This is a genomic window from Nostoc sp. MG11 (assembly GCF_014904695.1).
In the GTDB taxonomy this organism is placed as follows: domain Bacteria; phylum Cyanobacteriota; class Cyanobacteriia; order Cyanobacteriales; family Nostocaceae; genus Komarekiella.
The window spans coordinates 88887-104796 of the sequence record NZ_JACXXN010000015.1 but is presented as its reverse complement, the minus strand read 5'-3'; the positions used below and the strand labels follow the sequence as shown (position 1 = coordinate 104796).

Below are 15910 nucleotides of genomic sequence, written 5' to 3'. Positions count from 1 at the left end.
CGAAGTATGCAGTTGACGTAGAGAAAAATATAGACGAATGCTGAAAAGCGCTAAAAACCGTATATTGCTTGCTGTTTCTTCTGGAGTTGTCAACTAAAACCTATATGCACTTCAGGGCGGTCATGCTTGCCTAGATAAAAGCGATGCCTCTAGCAAGCCGTAGAGCGTTTACGTATTTTTGATACCGCAGGTGCGATCATCTAGCTGCCTAAATCTGTAGAAGAACAACTTATCAAATCGGCATTGCTGAATTGAGGTATGAGTTTGAATAGACCTCTTGCAAAAGTCGTTCTTTTCATTCTCTTCTTTGCGTCTTTGCGCCTTTGCGTGAGGTAAAAAAATATTTATGCAAGAGGTCTAATGTAGAAACGTTACATTTAACACCTCTACAAGGATTTTGGTATTAGGTAAAATTCTACATCATACATGGAATCAGCAACGCCATCAAATCTGCTCTGCTCCCGAAGAAACTACCTAATCATCCTGCACATCCATATTTAGAACGCACTCCCATAATCTGCTTGTGTATTCTGGTGTAAGCGTTATCTTGGCGCAAAAGTAAACGCTGATTAATTAAATCTTGTAAGGCAGCAAGATATACTATTGTAATGGTGCAAGCGTTACCTCTAGCTCCTATACAAGAAATGCCATTGTCCAACTTTTCAAAAGCACGTGATAAATCACATATGCTGTCGGTATTACTTTCAGTCAATGCCAAATCTTGCTCAATGGTATTCAAGTATATTTGAACTTGTGGATTTTGTGCATAAGCATTACTGGATGCAAGGGTTAACGAACCGACGAATGTAGTAGCGATTAATGCTATTTCGGTAAATTTTTTACGCATTGGTATGTCTCCGACAAGTTGTACATTTATCAGTAACTTAGGGATCTAACTACTACTACGCACTTTAGACCTATCATAGTTGCGTAGATAAGAGCGATCGCATTTCAGATGCTAGGATTTACAGGTGCGATCGCTTGAAAGATTAGCAAGATTAGGGTTGTCGCCACCAAAAAATAGTTGCAGCAGTCTCCTAACTACAAAGTATCTCGAATTTGAACACCGTTTGTCTTAGTTGGAAACTGTCTATAGATGTGGAAACTTAATTGGCTCTTACGTATCGATGGACACTTGCTTCTTTTCCATTCCCAGTGTTGATTAATTTATAGAAATAGAGTGAAGAGCCAGATCCTTGATATGTGAGCGTAATCACCGAACCAACCTTTGCTTCAATCAAATTGTAGTACCATACAAAATATTGGTTACCGCTTCTAGATTGAATCAACATTTTGTATCCACCTTGGGAGGAGTCCCAGCCAAATGCTTGAATAATCGTAACGGGCATAGATTCTACAGCATGTGCAACCTCGGCAGTAAGCAATGCAGAAGATGTCAGCAGTAGGACAACAGGAATCGAAGCTTGCCAAGTTCCTGCTGCAAGAAGCAGTGCGAACAAATTGCGAGCCTTTTTGGAAAAGCTACCCATCAGTGTATTGGAACTTAAGTTCATCATTTTTGCTCTCCTTAAGTAAGTTAGAGAAGTTTTCAGTTTGTAAAATTTCGGTTCTGGCAGCTTGGTTGACTTATATTGCTCGCTGTTTCTTCTGATGTTGTCAACTAAAACTTATATGCACTTCAGGGCGATCGTGGTTGCGTAGATAAAAGTGATACCTCTGGCAAGCCGCAGAGCGTCTACACATTTCAAATATTCAGAATAAAAAGTGCGATCGCCTTCAACTTCTTGACGATTAAAAATCTTACTCACCACCTATCAACGTCGAGATCAAACCTGCACCCACAGCTAATATCCCTAGAGAACGAGTGGTTCCCATCGTCGAATCAGAGATAATATTTCCCTCTGTATCTACTACCATATGTTGCTGACCATTCGTTCCTTGATAGTAGACTATGAATCCATTCTCTCCTTCTGCATAACCCTGATACTCTGCGAAAGGATGGTATTCATCAATAATTTTGCTAAAGATATTGTGCATCACATATTCAGAGGCAGACATCTTCAAAACTCCTGATTTGTTGCTGGATATATTGGGAGTATCCGTTGACATTATTGACATTCAAGTATTGAATGAAATCACAATCAAAGGAAAAATCCAAATAAATAGAGTAATTTAGAAACGATGAAATTCATTAACAATCAATATTTGACTTGGTGTTTTTGTTTATTTATCGTTCCTGATAGTTCTTACATTAAACTGATTTTCAAAATAAATCCTTCAACTCGTTGCTCATGTAATTGCAGATTTCAGCCAAGCAGACTGCATAAAACTGCAAGCACCAATGTGCAGAACATTTCTGTCATGAATGCTTCCTCAGAAAAATCATAAGTTTATTATCTAAATAGCGATATACTACAAATTAATTATTATTTTCATCACAGCTTATGATTTTGCGATCGCCACAGCATCAAGCTATTATTGTGCAACTATCCTCAACAACACAATCTCTTAAGAAAACTGCTGCGATCAACAAAAAATTCTGCAATCTGTGTTTGAAAATAGCAAGTGTGTGGAGTTTATTTGGAATAGTCGCATTTGTTCAAACTCCTGTTTTTGCTCAAAGTGCGATCGCCCCCGACAACACATTAGGGGCTGAAAATTCCAATGTTGTAACTAATTTTAATGGTTTGCCCGTTGAAGTAATTACTGGTGGTGCAACTCGCGGAGTTAACCTGTTTCATAGCTTTCGAGAGTTTAACGTCAGCGAGGGACGGGGAGCTTATTTTTTGAGTCCTGGTGCAGATATTCAGAATATTTTGGCACGGGTGACAGGAAGTAATCGCTCTGAGATATTGGGTAGATTGGGTACTTCCCAGATTATTAACGGTAATATAGCTGGTTCTAATGCCAATTTATTCTTAATTAATCCCAATAGTATTATTTTTGGGCAGAATGCAAGTTTAGATGTGCAGGGTTCATTTGTGGGAACAACTGCAAATGGGGTGCAGTTTGGCAATCAGGGAAATTTTAGTGCCACAAATCCCCAAGCAGCAACTTTGTTAACGGTGAATCCTTCGGCGTTGCTGTTTAATCAGATTAATCAAAGCGGAATAATTAACCGTAGTCGTCAAATTGCAACACTAGGAAGTCTTTACTTAATAGGTGGAAATATTACATTTGATAGTGGTGTTGCAACTTCAGTAGGAAATCGTTTGGAATTAGGTGCAGTTGCAGGAACAGGAACTATTGAGTTAATTGGTAGCGGTAATCAAATGCAGTTAGCCTTCCCAGAAGGTATACCAAAAGCGGATATTGTCTTGCAAAATAACGCCTTTGCTGTGACAACTGGAGGGGGTGCAATATCAGTTAATACTGGAAACTTGAGCCTTTTTGGAAATAGTCTGATCACAGCAACTCTTGCTGCTGGAGAAGGTACACCGGGTATTTCTGCTGGAGATGTCGTAGTTAATGCAACTGATGATGTCACGCTGGATAGTCTTAGTGGTATTTCAAGCTTGGGTTTGGAAAACTCTCTAGGTGATACTGGAAATATTGCAATTAATGCCCGATCGCTTACGCTTACTAACGGTGGAAACATTGGTACACAATCGTTAGAACGTGGTAATAGTGGAAATTTATTAGTCAACGCTTCAGACTCCGTTACTTTAAGCGGCATAACAACGTTTATCAATCCACAAACTGGAGAAACAATTACTACAGTAAGTAGGCTATCTACCAGTACTTTCGGTACTGGAAAGAGTGGGGAATTAACTATTAATACACAACGATTGAGTGTTAACGATGGTGGAGATATTACTACTCGTACTGAGCTTGGTAGTGGAGAAAATTTGACAATAAATGCCAAAGACTTAGTGGAGGTGGTGGGTCGCTCACCCAATGCTTCTAGTAATATCTCTACAAGTACTTTTGGGTCTGGAGATGCTGGAAGTCTAAATATTAATGCAGGTCGTTTAAGTATTCGTGATGGTGGAATAGTCACAACTTTGACATCTAGTACAGGCAAAGCAGGAAATTTGACCATAGATGCTAAAGACTCAGTAGAGGTTGTGGGTCGCTCACCCAGTTCACCCAATAGTCTCAGTACTATCTTTACTAGTACTTTTGGGTCTGGAGATGCAGGGAGTATAAACATTAGTGCGGGTAGTTTAAGTATTCGTGATGGGGCACGAGTCAATACTTCTACCCTTGGTAAAGGTAAGGCAGGAAATTTGATTATTAATGCTGACCGTAGTGTGGAACTTATTGGTACATCTGCTGACGGTCGTTTTTTTACTGGGTTGCTTTCTTCTGCTGAATCAGGTTCAACTGGAGATGCAGGAGATTTAACGATTACCAGCCAAGATTTTCTTGTGCAAAATGGAGCACAGGTTAATACTGGTACATCTGGTGTAGGTAAGGGAGGTAATTTAACCATCAATACCTCTAACAAGGTGCAAATAATTGGCACATCTGCTGACGGTCGTTTTTTTAGTGGTTTGGGTACTTCTACTAACCAAGGCTCAACTGGTGATGCAGGAGATTTAACCATTACCACCCAAGATTTACTTGTGAGAGATGGGGCAACAGTTATCACTGGTACATCTAGTGCAGGTAAGGGAGGTAATTTGACTGTCAATGCAAGCAGTAGCGTGGAAGTGATTGGTGTGTCTGCTAATGGTTTTCTTAATAGCAGTTTGAGTACATCCGCGAACCAAGGCTTAACAGGAAACGCGGGAGATTTAACAATTAACGCCCAAAATTTACTTGTGCGCGATGGTGGACAGGTGGGTGCAGCCACATCTGGTCAGGGTAAAGGGGGAAATTTGACTGTTAATGCCACAGATAAAGTAGAACTGATTGGCACATCACTGAATGGTAATACTCTTAGTGTTTTCTCTACTTCTGCTCTAGCAGGTTCGACTGGGAATGCAGGAGATTTAACAATTAACGCTCAAGATTTATTTGTACGAAATGGAGCACAGATAACTGCTGCAACATCTGGTAGAGGTAAAGCAGGTAATTTAAATGTAAACGCCTCTAAAAAAGTGGAACTAATTGGTACGTCTGCGGATGGTCGTATTATCAGTGGCTTAGGTGCTTCTGTTCAACAAGGTTCAACAGGAGATGCAGGAAGTTTAACAATTACCACCCAAGATTTACTTGTGCAAGATGGAGCACGAGTATTTACTGGTACATTAGGAGCGGGTAGAGCAGGGAATTTGACTGTCAATGCCTCGAATAAAGTAGAACTAATTGGTACATCTGTTAACGGTTCTCCTGGTGGTTTAATTGCTTCTGCTGAACAAGGTTCGACTGGAGATGCAGGAGATTTAAAGATTACTACCCAAAATTTATTAGTGCGGGATGGAGCGCAGGTCTTAGCGAGTACGTTTAGTTCTGGTCGAGGGGGAAATTTAACTGTTAATGCTTCACAAAACGTTCAACTGATTGGTCAGTCAGTTAATAGTAGTTTTCTCAGTGGCTTGTTCGCTTCTTCTGAAAAAGGTGCAACTGGGGATGCGGGAAATATAGCTGTAAATACGCAAAATTTACTTGCACAAGATGGGGCACAAGTTATAGCTTCTACGTTTAACTCAGGTAAAGGAGGAAGTTTAACTGTAAATGCTTCAGAAAGCGTGCAACTTATTGGTAAGTCAGCTAATAACGAATTTTTCAGTGGTTTATTTGCTTCTGCTGAAAGTAACTCAACTGGGGATGCAGGAGATTTGAAGGTTAACACCCAAAATTTACTTGTAAGTAATGGTGCTGGGATATTTGTAAATAGTGAGGGTACAGGCAACGCAGGTATTATGACCATCAACACCGATCACATCCGTCTAAACAACAATGCTTCCATCAACGCTAATACCCGTAGCCCCAATAAAGACCCCAACCGCGAACAAGCAACCATCAACCTCAACACCCAAAATTTAACCCTCCGTCGCAACAGCAAGATTACCACCAACGCTACAGGCGAAAACGTCATCGGTGGTAACATTAACATCGACACTGATTTATTAATCGCACTCGAAAATAGCCGTATTAGTGCTAACTCAGATAACTCTCGCGGTGGTCAAGTTCAAATCAACGCCCAAGGTGTATTTGTCGGTACTCAACCTAGCGATGTGTCGAAATACATCACAGCCACTTCGGGAGTTGGTTTATCGGGAAATGTTAATGTTAACTCTCCCGACAACAGCACAATTCAAAATAGTCTCAGCGAACTTCCCACAAATGCGATTGACACCAACGCGCTCATTGCTAATAGCTGCATAGCCCGTGGAAATAAGAAACAAGAAAGTAGCTTCATCATTACAGGTGGAGGTGCTTTACCCAACCGTCCCGGTGATGTATCAATGTCCAACTATTCCACAGATAGAGTGCGTGGTGTCAATAATGAAAATACATCGCGTCCTTGGAAAAAAGGCGATCGCATTATTGAACCAACTGGTGTATATCGACTCTCCGACGGACGACTGGTAATGAGTCGTCCATGCGAATAATTGCGATCGCCAGTCAGAAAACTGTTTGGTGATTGGCTAAAATAAAGCGCAAGCCAAACAAACGAAAGCATTATGGCTGCTATTTCGAGCGACTTCTAATCAGGTGCTACATGACTCAAGCATTACCCAAACCCATAACCTACGAAGAATTTATTGAGTGGTATCCCAATGATGGAAAGCGCTACGAACTGTATAAAGGAATAATTATTGAAATGCCACCTCATACAGGAAAACACGAAAATGTTACCGGGTTTCTCACGGTACAAATCGGTTTTCAACTTTTGCAAATAGGACTACCTTATCGCATACCCAAAACTGCGTTTGTCAAAACAAGAGATTCTACCTATTCCCCTGATATTTTATTATTAAATCACGATAATTTTGTCAATGAACCTTTGTGGGAGAAACAATCAACTGTAATTCAACCCGAATCTATCCCTCTGGTAATTGAAGTTGTTAGTACTAATTGGCGTGATGACTATCATGATAAATTCGGGGATTATGAAGAGATGGGTATTCCCGAATACTGGATTTTGGATTACGCTGCATTGGGAGGTAAAAAGTTTATTGGTAATCCCAAACAACCTACTATTTTTGTATGTGAATTAATAGATGAGGAATATCAAATGACTGCATTTACTGGTAATAATTTAATTATCTCGCCGACCTTACCCCAACTCAATTTAACCGCACAGCAAGTTTTGATTCGGCTTTGTAAATTACTATTGCCTAATGAAAAGCGATCGCATTTAATTATGTCAAAAACCTGCGAATGACCCGTGCAGCGACTGAGTTACGCAAACTGTATATTTATGGTAATGGCAGACAACTTGAGCTTGCAGAAGTAAAAGAATTAGTGCCATGTCAGACTCAGAATAGCCTACAACTGGCATCTGCTATTCGTCAAGGAGAAAGTAATCAAGTTTTGCACCTGCTGGATGATTTACTGTCACGCTCGGAACCATTAATGGTAATTGTTGCTACTCTCCTAACGCAGTTTAGAACTTGGCTGTGGATTAAGTCTGCGATTGTTTCTGGGATTAAGAAAGATAGTGAATTAGCTCAAATGTGCAGTATCAGCAATCCTAATCGCATTTACTATTTGCGTCAGGAGGTAGCAAATACAAGCATCAATGCTTTAGCTAAGGCAGTAACTATGATGCTAGATTTGGAGATGTCTGTTAAGAGAGGTGCTGAAAGTAAGGATTTACTGCTAATAATTCTTAGTGTTAGCAGGTTATTTAAGTTAACTTAATCAACATAAAGTTGACTGAGAGTTTTGGATTTTGGATTGTATATTTGATTTAAATCTAAAATCCAAATTAACTAATAATGATATTAGTATATAACAAAACTTTCACATGTTATGTTTCTCATTTTAGGAATAGGACGTGCTGGCTCTCTTGAGAATATTGGTATCAAGTAAGTATTTCAAGCTCATAGTTCAATATCTCTGACCACACTGTGATGTCTGCCGACAAGCCGCTTTGTGTCTACTCGTAAGTCAGCGAAATCATCATCAGTAAAGATAATCCCCTCGCTTTGGATTACGCTTCTAAATTTTTGTAATCCCTCCCAAAAATTATCCCCTCTAGATTCCTCCTTTTTTTTACGGAGAAACTCAAACAAATAGTCCCGTTCTTCTGTGGGTAAACTTTCAATATAATTAATAGTTTCTTGTAAATTCATCATAGAACCTCCTCGAAAGTAAGCCCTAACTTTGCTGACTCATTTTCATCTCTACATCCAAAGCTTGAGCCTCTATTTTACCATTTAATAAACTTCATCATGGCTGCCAATATCAATCAACAAAATAACCATTTCTAACAACTTCTCATCCTCAGACAAATTAAAGATAATTCTACAATCATAAGCAACAGAACAAGACCACAGCCCCGCTAAATTTCCTGTTAACTTATGAGACTTCAAAGACGGTGTAAATGGATCATCTGCCAAAAGCCTTAATACATTAACGATTTGATTCTTTAATTGCGGGTTTTTCTTTGTAATCTTCCTAAAAGACCGCTTAAATCCACTACTCCAGACAACTTCCATCATCATCTCCTAGTAAATCAGCGATCAAATCATCAACGTTTCCCCTATGAGCTGTCCCATCCTTAAAAGCCTGCATCACTTCCTGAGCATTAGCCAAAATTTCAACCCGCCGATTCTCAATTCGTTGCTGGCGAAGAAACTCAAATAAATACTCTCGATCTTCTGTGGGCAAACTTTCAATAGAATTAATAATTTCTTGTAAAGTCATCATAGAACCTCCCAATCAAGTAAACTCTACCTTTACTAACTCTATTTTAATCTTTATTTCCATTGCCTCAGCCTCTTACATTTAGCCAATTTTCGCAAAAATATGATATGATATGCGGCGCAGTGGGGGCAAATGTTTCTGGAGGACAGAAACAGCGATTAGCGTAGGCGTAGCCCGCCGCAGGCATCGCTAGATGATTTACTGTCACGCTCGGAACCATTAATGGTGATTGCTGCTACTCTCCTAACGCAGTTTAGAACTTGCCTGTGGGTTAAGTCTGCGATGTCTGCGACGGGCTACGCCTACATTTTTGTGGTTCAGAAAGATAGTGAATTAGCTTAACTGTCCAGTATCAGTAATCCTAATCGCATTTACTACTTGCGTTAGGAGGTAGCAAATACAAGCATTAACGCTTTAGCTAAAGCAGTGATTATGGTGTTGGATTTAGAGATGTCTATCAAGAAAGGTGTTGATAGCGCAACCTCTTCAAGTAATAGAGCGTCAGGTAAAAATTTACTGCCAAGAATTCTCGGTATTAGTAGAATCTTTCAGTCTTGAGTATAATTTATGTTATGAAATGCTTCCGTCAAATTGGATGAAAGCGTATTAGCAAATTTCAAAGAATAAACTAGATACGAAAGGTAATCACTCATGTCTGACGATTCCCATCTTAATTCTGCTGTCAACGCTGCTGCTACAACCAACATTCACCACGCTAATTTACAGGATTTACCTTTAAGTGCGGCGCGTAGATTATATAAAGGTGGGATTCGACCTGGTGAACCGACAAGAAGCAGGGTGCAAGCCCAGGAAATGTTAGAGAAGATTCCCCCATCTCAACGCGCAGGTGTTGACGGCAAATCTGCGGTTAGTAATGCCGAACAATATCTATCTGATAAACACGCTAGTCATATCAAACCCCACAGCAAAGGAGGGTCTAATAACCCCAACAATATCAAATGGGAGAATGCCAAAGACAACATCACTCGTGGTGATAAAATCATGAGTTGGCAGGAACAAATGAGACTGAATGCCAAATTGCAGTTTGACAACTTGGCTGGTGCTGTCAAAGCGGGTCTTCAAGCTGCGCCTTTGGGGGCTGCTGTTGGTGCAGTGACAGCCGCACCTTTTTCGCTTCTAACTAATGCACTGCATGTAGTCCGAGGCGAAATTTCTGCACAGGAAGCGACTACAGCAACATTAAAAGATACCGTCATGGGTGGTGCAGTTGGGGGTGCAACGGCATTTGCAACTACAGCAGTAGTAGCAGCTTGTCCACCAATTGCGATCGCATTAACCACAGTAGCACCTGCATTAGCTGTTGTTGGTGCTGCGGGTATGGTTTACGAGTTTTTCAAAATCCTTGATGACCATAAACAGGATGTAAGAGTATATTACGAGTCTTTAACTCAGCTAGAACTAGCGAATTTGCAAGCAATTGAAGATGAACTGATTTATGAACATCAGAAAAATCTAGAATTTTTGTCCGAAGCAGAAGCAATTAATCAAGAAATTAGCAATCGTCCAATTGCACCGGGGATAGAAGGGGCTATGCAACGGTTACGTGAATCAGTGGCTATTGCTCAATCTTTAGGACTCACATCAGCAGATAGTAAGTTGTTGCCTAATTCTCAACTTCCTTGCCTTCCCCCTCATTTCTAGATAATTAGTCAAAAATTATATGATTTTTATAATTCCTCTTCTATTCGGTGCTTTAGGGGCGGCGGTTGGTGCTGTTGCAGGTGCTTTTACTGCTCATGCTACTGGCGAAAAGGACAGACAAGCAGCCAAGCATCACAGACAAGTTGCAAATGAATTAACGGACAAATACGCAAATTTAGAGAAAAAATATTATGAATTTGCTGATGAAAGCAAAAGGCAGATTAATGATTTAACTCGTCAACACGCATTAAATGAAGTTGAAAAAGACTGTTTGCGTTTGGCAGTGCGATTGCAACAAAATCTCATTTACTTAATGTGGGAGATTGATAGAGAATCAACAGCAGATGCTTTAAATATATTTCAAATAGCAGTGGAACAAACTAACCAAGTTTTCTACCAATTAAAAGAGGAGTTAATTATTGTTCCTGATGACTACTATGCACGTATTTTAAAAGCAATAGAAGCAAATACACCAATCAACAAGGTGAAACCAAATGATATTAGTAGTAAAATTATTCTCAGTGTTGATTTAGGTAGAACTTATACTAAAACCTGCATTAGCCGAGATCCTAATGGTGTAGTTTTCATTCCAGCCAATGTCAAGCACATCCCATTTGAACAAATTTTTACTGGTGCTATATACAAATATAGTAGTATACCTACTGATCCCTTGATGAATCTATGGTTGGAATATAAAGGTAATGGTTATGCTGTTGGTCAATTAGGGGCTAAATTTGGTGCAAATCTCGGTGTTGGTCAATCTAAAGTAGAAGATGCGCTAGTAAAAGTATTAGCTGCAATTGGCTACTTTAAACTCAAAGATGAAATATCCGTAGTGATAGGTTTACCTTTCTTATCCTCAGAACAATTTGAGATAGAGAAAAGACAGTTAATTAGTATGATTGCTAGCCCTCATATAATTAAATTCCGTGGCGAATCCGTATATTTGAATATTACTAAGGTATTGGTAATGCCAGAAGGTTATGGTAGTTTACTCTGGAAGGAAGCTCAACCTAAAAAAAGATGGGATGTTCCTGATTTTACCAAAAATACCGTGACTATTATTGATATTGGTTATGAAAACATTAATATGCTCATGCTAAATAATTTTCGCTTTGTTAGAGATGCTTCTAAGAGTGAATCCTTTGGTATGAACCGATTATATGAATTGATGGCTGCTGAAATTGAAGGTGCAGATAGTCAGTCGTTAGCATTAATTTCTGCTATCACCAAACCCAAGGGAGAACGCTTCTATCGTCCTAAAGGTGCTAGTAAAGCCACCAACCTAGATGATTTTCTCCCCAACCTCATAGAGCAGTTTTCTCGCGAAATTTGCTCTCGTATCCTTGCTTGGTTAGATGAGCAAGAAGATTGGATAATTAACAGGGTAACAAATGTAATCATTACAGGTGGGGGCGGAGATTTTTTTTGGGAAGATGTGCAACGTCTGCTAAAAGAAGCCAATATCAATGCCTATTTAGCTGCACCTTCTCGCCAAGCTAATGCTTTAGGGCAGTATATTTATGGAGAGGCGCAATTATCTACTGTTCGCGCCGCTAGGTCATAAAGATGATGAAAAATCAATGATTTTCAGTCAAGAGTTTTGTTCTCATACGGTTCTCGGCTTAATGCCCTTAGTGTCGTACAAAATTCCTATTTCGGAACAGTGACCCCTAAAACTTTAGAAAATACTAGAAAGGATAAGTAACTTATGAATAGAAAAATCAAAGAATATGAAGATAAAGATTTGAGCTTTCTTTTACGTATTTCAGAAGAAGAAATTCAAAAATCTCATACCTTTCTATCACAAAAAGAACTTAGAAAATTTAAGGATGATACTAAAAAAGAATTATGTGAACGTCAAAATACAGAATATACTATTAAAGTATGGGTTATTTATAAAGACGACAAGATAGTGGGTTTTACATCTGTCCGTGAATTTTCCACCGAAACGAAAATAGTTTCTATTTATGTTTTAGAAGCATATCAAAAGAAAGGCTACGGTACAGAATTATTCAACCAAGTATTTTCTGAATGTAAACCACCATACAGGCTAGCAGTTTTTAAGGAAAATCAAAATGCTTATAATTTCTATATAAATCTTGGTTTTAAATTACAGAAAGAAGATATCCAGGACAATCATAAATATTGCGTAATGATTAAATATGATGACAACGTTAAGAGGTAAGGTTTTGAAAAAACAGGTAAGCAAGAAAATAGTCCGGTAATGTCATATATATCATGACAGGAAAATCCACTTAAAAATACCTCGATATCAAGGGCATATCGGGGTATTTTTTTTACTAAGAATTAATTAACAGTATTGTGTCAACTTGCAGCCTGTTTCAGCACTGTTCATTTTCTTCTTCTTCTTTGAACTTTCCACAATAGTGGCAAGAATTCCCAAGCACTGGGTCAAAATCGTCACTATGTATTATCCTTTCACTGTCACTGCACTCTGCAAAACAATCATCACACACAGGTACGGTAGGATAGTTCTCACTCGATAAATCAGACGATAAATCTCCTAGAACAACGCAAGTTTTCATTTTTTATATTTTTAATCCTATAGATTGGGTTGCTAATATAACGAAGTTTTAATACTTAATTGCTGATAGATACCAGTGTAACTTAAATACCAGGGTCTTCCGTTTTAATAAGGGAATCAATAACTTCACGAGCATCTCTGATCAGTATATCTTGGTGATCTCGTCGGTAATTCATGTTTGTAAAACCGCTTATATAATGCTCGATAGTTTGACCTTTGGCGTTTATAAGTTCATATGTTAAACGCAAATTACTACCAATGGCCTCTTGGTATATTTCGATTCTTACGTTTTTGTAATTATTCGTATTCAAATGGATTTTATTCATATATTGCTATGTGTATTTTTGTTTTCTCCAGTCTAAATAATACATAATCAACTTGTGTACGGTTAGCCGCAATTTTTTTATCGAAAATTCCGTACCACCTATCCTAATTTAATATCACTCCCCCAATGGGGGATTTTTTAGGGCAATGAGCGAAAAACACCGCCATGAACACGCCCAATTATAGTGCCTTACTACAAAGCTTTTGGACACCACCTCGTACACCCATTACAGAAAATTCCAACTCAAATAACCATCCTACTGAACCAACAGATATTGCTGAATTTCTAGGTGAAGATTTACTATGGCAACAGACTATCTCTGCCAAAGAACCTAATCTGAAAAATATCCCTAATGACCTACCAAATAAATTAATTAAAGCACTTCACTCATTAGGAATCACCCAACTTTACTCTCACCAACTTCAAGCCTTACAAGCAATTAGACAAGGTAAAAGTTTAATCCTCACCTCTCCCACAGCCAGTGGCAAAACTCTCAGCACATACCCCGCCATTCTGGAAGGTTGTATCAATGAAGAACATCGAGCATTAGCATTTTATGGACTACGAGCATTAGCACTAGACCAGTTCCACAAAATCTCTGAACTACTCTCTACCATACCCACACAATCCAGACCTATACTGGCAATGATCACTGGAGATGTCAAATCAGAAAAACGAGAACAAATCCTCAAGAGTGAACCGCATATTTTAGGTGTCACACCAGAATTAATCCACTTTCAACTCAAGCAAGCCTGGAAATCCGCGCATTGGGCAAACTTTTATCAGCGATTACGCTATGTGCTGATTGACGAAGCTCACACCCTTTCAGGTAGCTATGGCGCAAATATGTTCTGGCTACAAAGAACTGCTACCTAAAGAACGTCGTTGTCCACTTTGTAGCAAACTCACACGCAAAGCTGTAATTGTGAAAACCCTGTCAGAAGAAAAGTTTGAGCAGCCTTTCCGTACTCAATTTTCAGCACCAATGGTCAAAGTAGCGATTAACTCAAGTGCGCGGGAATACCTCCAGCATAATACCTTGGAAACTAGAACCAATTTAACCCGCAGTGGAGAACCGATTCCACCAGGCTATCAACAGCTATGGGAATATTCCAGTACCTTGATTGCTATCCATAGCTTTGGGCATCAAATTATGAGAGCGTTACAGCTGGTGGCTAGAGTTGACCCAAAACAGGTAAATTTTACAGTAGTGAAGGAGTTAGGGGAAAATAACAATTACACAGGCTATTTCTATGATACCAGTGATGGTGGTAATGGTGCGGCTGAAGCTGTGTTTAAGCATTTGCCAAAACTTGCTAGTGCTGCTAGAGCGATGCCTGCGGCGGGCTACGCCTACGCACTAGATTGCAATTGCAATACTGGCTGTGCAAAGTGCCTAATTCAACATGGTTGCCCTGATGGTAACATTGCTTTATTGAAGCAAATGGGATTACTGTTGTTAGATGCGATCGCGTAGCCCATCGCTACACCTGATGTTTGACACGAGCATCGTCGTAGACATCGCTCAACTTCCAGATTTTATTGTCCCAGATACTCAATCACTGCCTCCAAGTCTGCGATCGCCCGATTAAATCGATTGAGCATTGCTTCTGCTACTTCTGGTTGGGCGTTGACAGTCGGTAGTTTTTCCCTTACTACACCTTTGAGCGCTTCTAGCCACAGTGACAAATTTGTATATCGAACTGCTGTCAACAATCCCATGTTGGTGAGAACAGACAAATGAAACCCAAGTTGGTCTTGTCCACCATAATCCAAATATCCGTTACTCAGTTCTAGTTTTTCTGGAGTAAATTCAAAATACTGGTCAGAGGTAATACCAGCTCCTTCGAGTTTGGGTTGTGGTAATGGAGGTTGGGATTGAGTCATTATCAGTTAGGATTGTTGTACAGCAGGTAATTTTGACATTTGCAAAACACTGTCTGACCAAATACCAAGTTCTTGAATAATCTGGTTTTTAGCTTCTATATTATTCCAGGCTTGTTCCCAGTTAAACAGCCAGCGTGTGAGAAACCTTCCTAAGTTTGCTAACTCAAAAGCATTGTCAATATCTATATCTGGGCCTATCCACTCAATAAAATACATAGTCTCTCTAATCAGGCTTTTGACCACATCATCATGCGTATAATCACTGAAAAGTTGACTTATCTGTGCTAAATTAGTTGCCAATTTTCCCAATCTAACAGGGATACTATCTTGCACAAAGGCTTCTTGCTCATAAGTTAAGCCACTATTCATCCCAAAAACTCCATAATAATTGCGGCAACCTGTTCTCTAATCTTAACGTCGATAATTTCCATTGAACGATTCTGTCGGGGACGCAGATTAACCATAGACTCATAGATTATCTGTTGTGTATCAGGTCTAAAACGATGCGACCTAATATTGCTCTGCTGACTGCCATCTTCTAGCAACGCCTGTTCACAGTAAAAGTGCATTTCACCTCCCCCAGCCAGAATCCGACGCAAGATTAAATGTACGCTGGAATAAAAAGGAGCAGATGCAGACTGAAAAATGGTTAATTAAACTACTGACTCAATCTCCAGATAACAAATCACAATCAAACATACTCATTCCTGAGTTATCGTCAATGGTCAATTTAGAAGCTATTCCAGAAGTCAAGATTTAAG

At 39.3% G+C, this 15910-nt stretch carries 20 protein-coding genes; 9 read left to right on the top strand and 11 right to left on the bottom strand.

Annotated features, from left to right (window positions below):
- Positions 1-478 precede the first annotated feature (478 nt).
- The 4 genes from HCR01_RS20975 to HCR01_RS20960 form a co-directional block, all read right to left on the bottom strand.
- Entirely contained in the window at positions 479-847 is a 369-nt protein-coding gene (locus tag HCR01_RS20975; protein WP_193198001.1) for a hypothetical protein, read from the bottom strand.
- 259 nt (positions 848-1106) lie between these two features.
- Positions 1107-1517 carry a hypothetical protein gene (locus tag HCR01_RS38930; protein WP_226889506.1) on the bottom strand — a complete coding sequence of 137 codons (411 nt, stop codon included), beginning with the start codon at positions 1515-1517 and terminating at the stop codon, positions 1107-1109.
- Between the two features lie 111 nt (positions 1518-1628).
- Complete coding sequence (locus HCR01_RS20965; RefSeq protein WP_193198000.1) at positions 1629-1772, bottom strand: hypothetical protein; 144 nt, start codon at positions 1770-1772, stop codon at positions 1629-1631.
- On the bottom strand, positions 1762-2019 hold the full coding sequence (locus HCR01_RS20960) for a hypothetical protein (RefSeq protein WP_193197999.1): 258 nt from the start codon (positions 2017-2019) through the stop codon (positions 1762-1764). Before HCR01_RS20960 ends, HCR01_RS20965 begins: the two co-directional genes overlap by 11 nt.
- A 386-nt stretch (positions 2020-2405) precedes the next feature.
- Between HCR01_RS20960 and HCR01_RS20955 the strand changes: the two genes are divergently transcribed.
- From HCR01_RS20955 to HCR01_RS20945, 3 genes are all read left to right on the top strand, one after another.
- Positions 2406-6464 carry a beta strand repeat-containing protein gene (locus tag HCR01_RS20955; protein WP_193197998.1) on the top strand — a complete coding sequence of 1353 codons (4059 nt, stop codon included), beginning with the start codon at positions 2406-2408 and terminating at the stop codon, positions 6462-6464.
- Between the two features lie 110 nt (positions 6465-6574).
- On the top strand, positions 6575-7240 hold the full coding sequence (locus tag HCR01_RS20950) for a Uma2 family endonuclease (RefSeq protein WP_193197997.1): 666 nt from the start codon (positions 6575-6577) through the stop codon (positions 7238-7240).
- On the top strand, positions 7237-7719 hold the full coding sequence (locus HCR01_RS20945; RefSeq protein ID WP_226889505.1) for a DNA polymerase III subunit delta: 483 nt from the start codon (positions 7237-7239) through the stop codon (positions 7717-7719). Before HCR01_RS20950 ends, HCR01_RS20945 begins: the two co-directional genes overlap by 4 nt.
- 182 nt (positions 7720-7901) lie before the next feature.
- On the opposite strand, the gene HCR01_RS20940 is transcribed toward HCR01_RS20945, so the two are convergent.
- The 3 genes from HCR01_RS20940 to HCR01_RS20930 all read right to left on the bottom strand — a co-directional run bounded on the left by HCR01_RS20940 (position 7902) and on the right by HCR01_RS20930 (position 8730).
- Positions 7902-8156 (bottom strand): hypothetical protein, encoded by a 255-nt coding sequence (locus HCR01_RS20940; protein WP_193197996.1) that lies wholly within the window; start codon positions 8154-8156, stop codon positions 7902-7904.
- A gap of 81 nt (positions 8157-8237) precedes the next feature.
- Positions 8238-8519 (bottom strand): type II toxin-antitoxin system YafQ family toxin, encoded by a 282-nt coding sequence (locus HCR01_RS20935; RefSeq protein WP_193197995.1) that lies wholly within the window; start codon positions 8517-8519, stop codon positions 8238-8240.
- Entirely contained in the window at positions 8500-8730 is a 231-nt protein-coding gene (locus tag HCR01_RS20930) for a hypothetical protein (protein WP_193197994.1), read from the bottom strand. Before HCR01_RS20930 ends, HCR01_RS20935 begins: the two co-directional genes overlap by 20 nt.
- Positions 8731-9378: 648 nt before the next feature.
- Here HCR01_RS20930 and HCR01_RS20925 point away from each other — a divergent pair.
- The 3 genes from HCR01_RS20925 to HCR01_RS20915 all read left to right on the top strand — a co-directional run bounded on the left by HCR01_RS20925 (position 9379) and on the right by HCR01_RS20915 (position 12577).
- Positions 9379-10389, top strand: a complete 1011-nt coding sequence (locus HCR01_RS20925; RefSeq protein WP_193197993.1) for a hypothetical protein — start codon at positions 9379-9381, stop codon at positions 10387-10389.
- A gap of 445 nt (positions 10390-10834) precedes the next feature.
- Positions 10835-11956, top strand: a complete 1122-nt coding sequence (locus HCR01_RS20920; protein WP_320073150.1) for a ParM/StbA family protein — start codon at positions 10835-10837, stop codon at positions 11954-11956.
- 144 nt (positions 11957-12100) lie between these two features.
- On the top strand, positions 12101-12577 hold the full coding sequence (locus HCR01_RS20915; protein WP_193197992.1) for a GNAT family N-acetyltransferase: 477 nt from the start codon (positions 12101-12103) through the stop codon (positions 12575-12577).
- A 157-nt stretch (positions 12578-12734) separates the two neighbouring features.
- Here HCR01_RS20915 and HCR01_RS20910 read toward each other — a convergent pair whose 3' ends face one another.
- Positions 12735-12938, bottom strand: a complete 204-nt coding sequence (locus tag HCR01_RS20910) for a hypothetical protein (protein ID WP_193197991.1) — start codon at positions 12936-12938, stop codon at positions 12735-12737.
- A gap of 489 nt (positions 12939-13427) precedes the next feature.
- Between HCR01_RS20910 and HCR01_RS38925 the strand changes: the two genes are divergently transcribed.
- Positions 13428-14138 carry a DEAD/DEAH box helicase gene (locus HCR01_RS38925; RefSeq protein ID WP_226889503.1) on the top strand — a complete coding sequence of 237 codons (711 nt, stop codon included), beginning with the start codon at positions 13428-13430 and terminating at the stop codon, positions 14136-14138.
- Complete coding sequence (locus HCR01_RS38920) at positions 14098-14739, top strand: Zn-binding domain-containing protein (protein WP_226889502.1); 642 nt, start codon at positions 14098-14100, stop codon at positions 14737-14739. The genes HCR01_RS38925 and HCR01_RS38920 overlap by 41 nt, the downstream gene beginning before the upstream one ends.
- 62 nt (positions 14740-14801) lie before the next feature.
- Here the strand turns inward: HCR01_RS38920 and HCR01_RS20900 are convergent, their stop codons facing one another.
- From HCR01_RS20900 to HCR01_RS20890, 3 genes are read right to left on the bottom strand one after another with little or no spacing between them, the layout of a single operon-like run.
- Positions 14802-15149 carry a hypothetical protein gene (locus HCR01_RS20900; protein WP_193197990.1) on the bottom strand — a complete coding sequence of 116 codons (348 nt, stop codon included), beginning with the start codon at positions 15147-15149 and terminating at the stop codon, positions 14802-14804.
- A gap of 6 nt (positions 15150-15155) precedes the next feature.
- Positions 15156-15518, bottom strand: coding sequence for a hypothetical protein (locus HCR01_RS20895; RefSeq protein ID WP_193197989.1), 363 nt, complete (start codon positions 15516-15518; stop codon positions 15156-15158).
- Positions 15515-15796 carry a DUF5674 family protein gene (locus tag HCR01_RS20890; RefSeq protein WP_193198039.1) on the bottom strand — a complete coding sequence of 94 codons (282 nt, stop codon included), beginning with the start codon at positions 15794-15796 and terminating at the stop codon, positions 15515-15517. The genes HCR01_RS20895 and HCR01_RS20890 overlap by 4 nt, the downstream gene beginning before the upstream one ends.
- On the opposite strand from HCR01_RS20890, the gene HCR01_RS40070 reads away from it, so the two are divergent.
- Complete coding sequence (locus tag HCR01_RS40070) at positions 15781-15909, top strand: hypothetical protein (RefSeq protein WP_264299930.1); 129 nt, start codon at positions 15781-15783, stop codon at positions 15907-15909. The genes HCR01_RS20890 and HCR01_RS40070 overlap by 16 nt on opposite strands.
- The last annotated feature ends 1 nt before the right edge of the window (position 15910 follow it).

Bases quoted from the DNA above. Each gene is read 5' to 3' on its own strand.
- HCR01_RS20975 (WP_193198001.1), bottom strand. From the start codon at position 847: ATGCGTAAAAAATTTACCGAAATAGCATTAATCGCTACTACATTCGTC.
- HCR01_RS38930 (WP_226889506.1), bottom strand. From the start codon at position 1,517: ATGATGAACTTAAGTTCCAATACACTGATGGGTAGCTTTTCCAAAAAG.
- HCR01_RS20960 (WP_193197999.1), bottom strand. From the start codon at position 2,019: ATGTCTGCCTCTGAATATGTGATGCACAATATCTTTAGCAAAATTATT.
- HCR01_RS20955 (WP_193197998.1), top strand. From the start codon at position 2,406: ATGATTTTGCGATCGCCACAGCATCAAGCTATTATTGTGCAACTATCC.
- HCR01_RS20950 (WP_193197997.1), top strand. From the start codon at position 6,575: ATGACTCAAGCATTACCCAAACCCATAACCTACGAAGAATTTATTGAG.
- HCR01_RS20945 (WP_226889505.1), top strand. From the start codon at position 7,237: ATGACCCGTGCAGCGACTGAGTTACGCAAACTGTATATTTATGGTAAT.
- HCR01_RS20940 (WP_193197996.1), bottom strand. From the start codon at position 8,156: ATGATGAATTTACAAGAAACTATTAATTATATTGAAAGTTTACCCACA.
- HCR01_RS20935 (WP_193197995.1), bottom strand. From the start codon at position 8,519: ATGGAAGTTGTCTGGAGTAGTGGATTTAAGCGGTCTTTTAGGAAGATT.
- HCR01_RS20930 (WP_193197994.1), bottom strand. From the start codon at position 8,730: ATGATGACTTTACAAGAAATTATTAATTCTATTGAAAGTTTGCCCACA.
- HCR01_RS20925 (WP_193197993.1), top strand. From the start codon at position 9,379: ATGTCTGACGATTCCCATCTTAATTCTGCTGTCAACGCTGCTGCTACA.
- HCR01_RS20915 (WP_193197992.1), top strand. From the start codon at position 12,101: ATGAATAGAAAAATCAAAGAATATGAAGATAAAGATTTGAGCTTTCTT.
- HCR01_RS20910 (WP_193197991.1), bottom strand. From the start codon at position 12,938: ATGAAAACTTGCGTTGTTCTAGGAGATTTATCGTCTGATTTATCGAGT.
- HCR01_RS38925 (WP_226889503.1), top strand. From the start codon at position 13,428: ATGAACACGCCCAATTATAGTGCCTTACTACAAAGCTTTTGGACACCA.
- HCR01_RS38920 (WP_226889502.1), top strand. From the start codon at position 14,098: ATGGCGCAAATATGTTCTGGCTACAAAGAACTGCTACCTAAAGAACGT.
- HCR01_RS20900 (WP_193197990.1), bottom strand. From the start codon at position 15,149: ATGACTCAATCCCAACCTCCATTACCACAACCCAAACTCGAAGGAGCT.
- HCR01_RS20895 (WP_193197989.1), bottom strand. From the start codon at position 15,518: ATGAATAGTGGCTTAACTTATGAGCAAGAAGCCTTTGTGCAAGATAGT.
- HCR01_RS40070 (WP_264299930.1), top strand. From the start codon at position 15,781: ATGCAGACTGAAAAATGGTTAATTAAACTACTGACTCAATCTCCAGAT.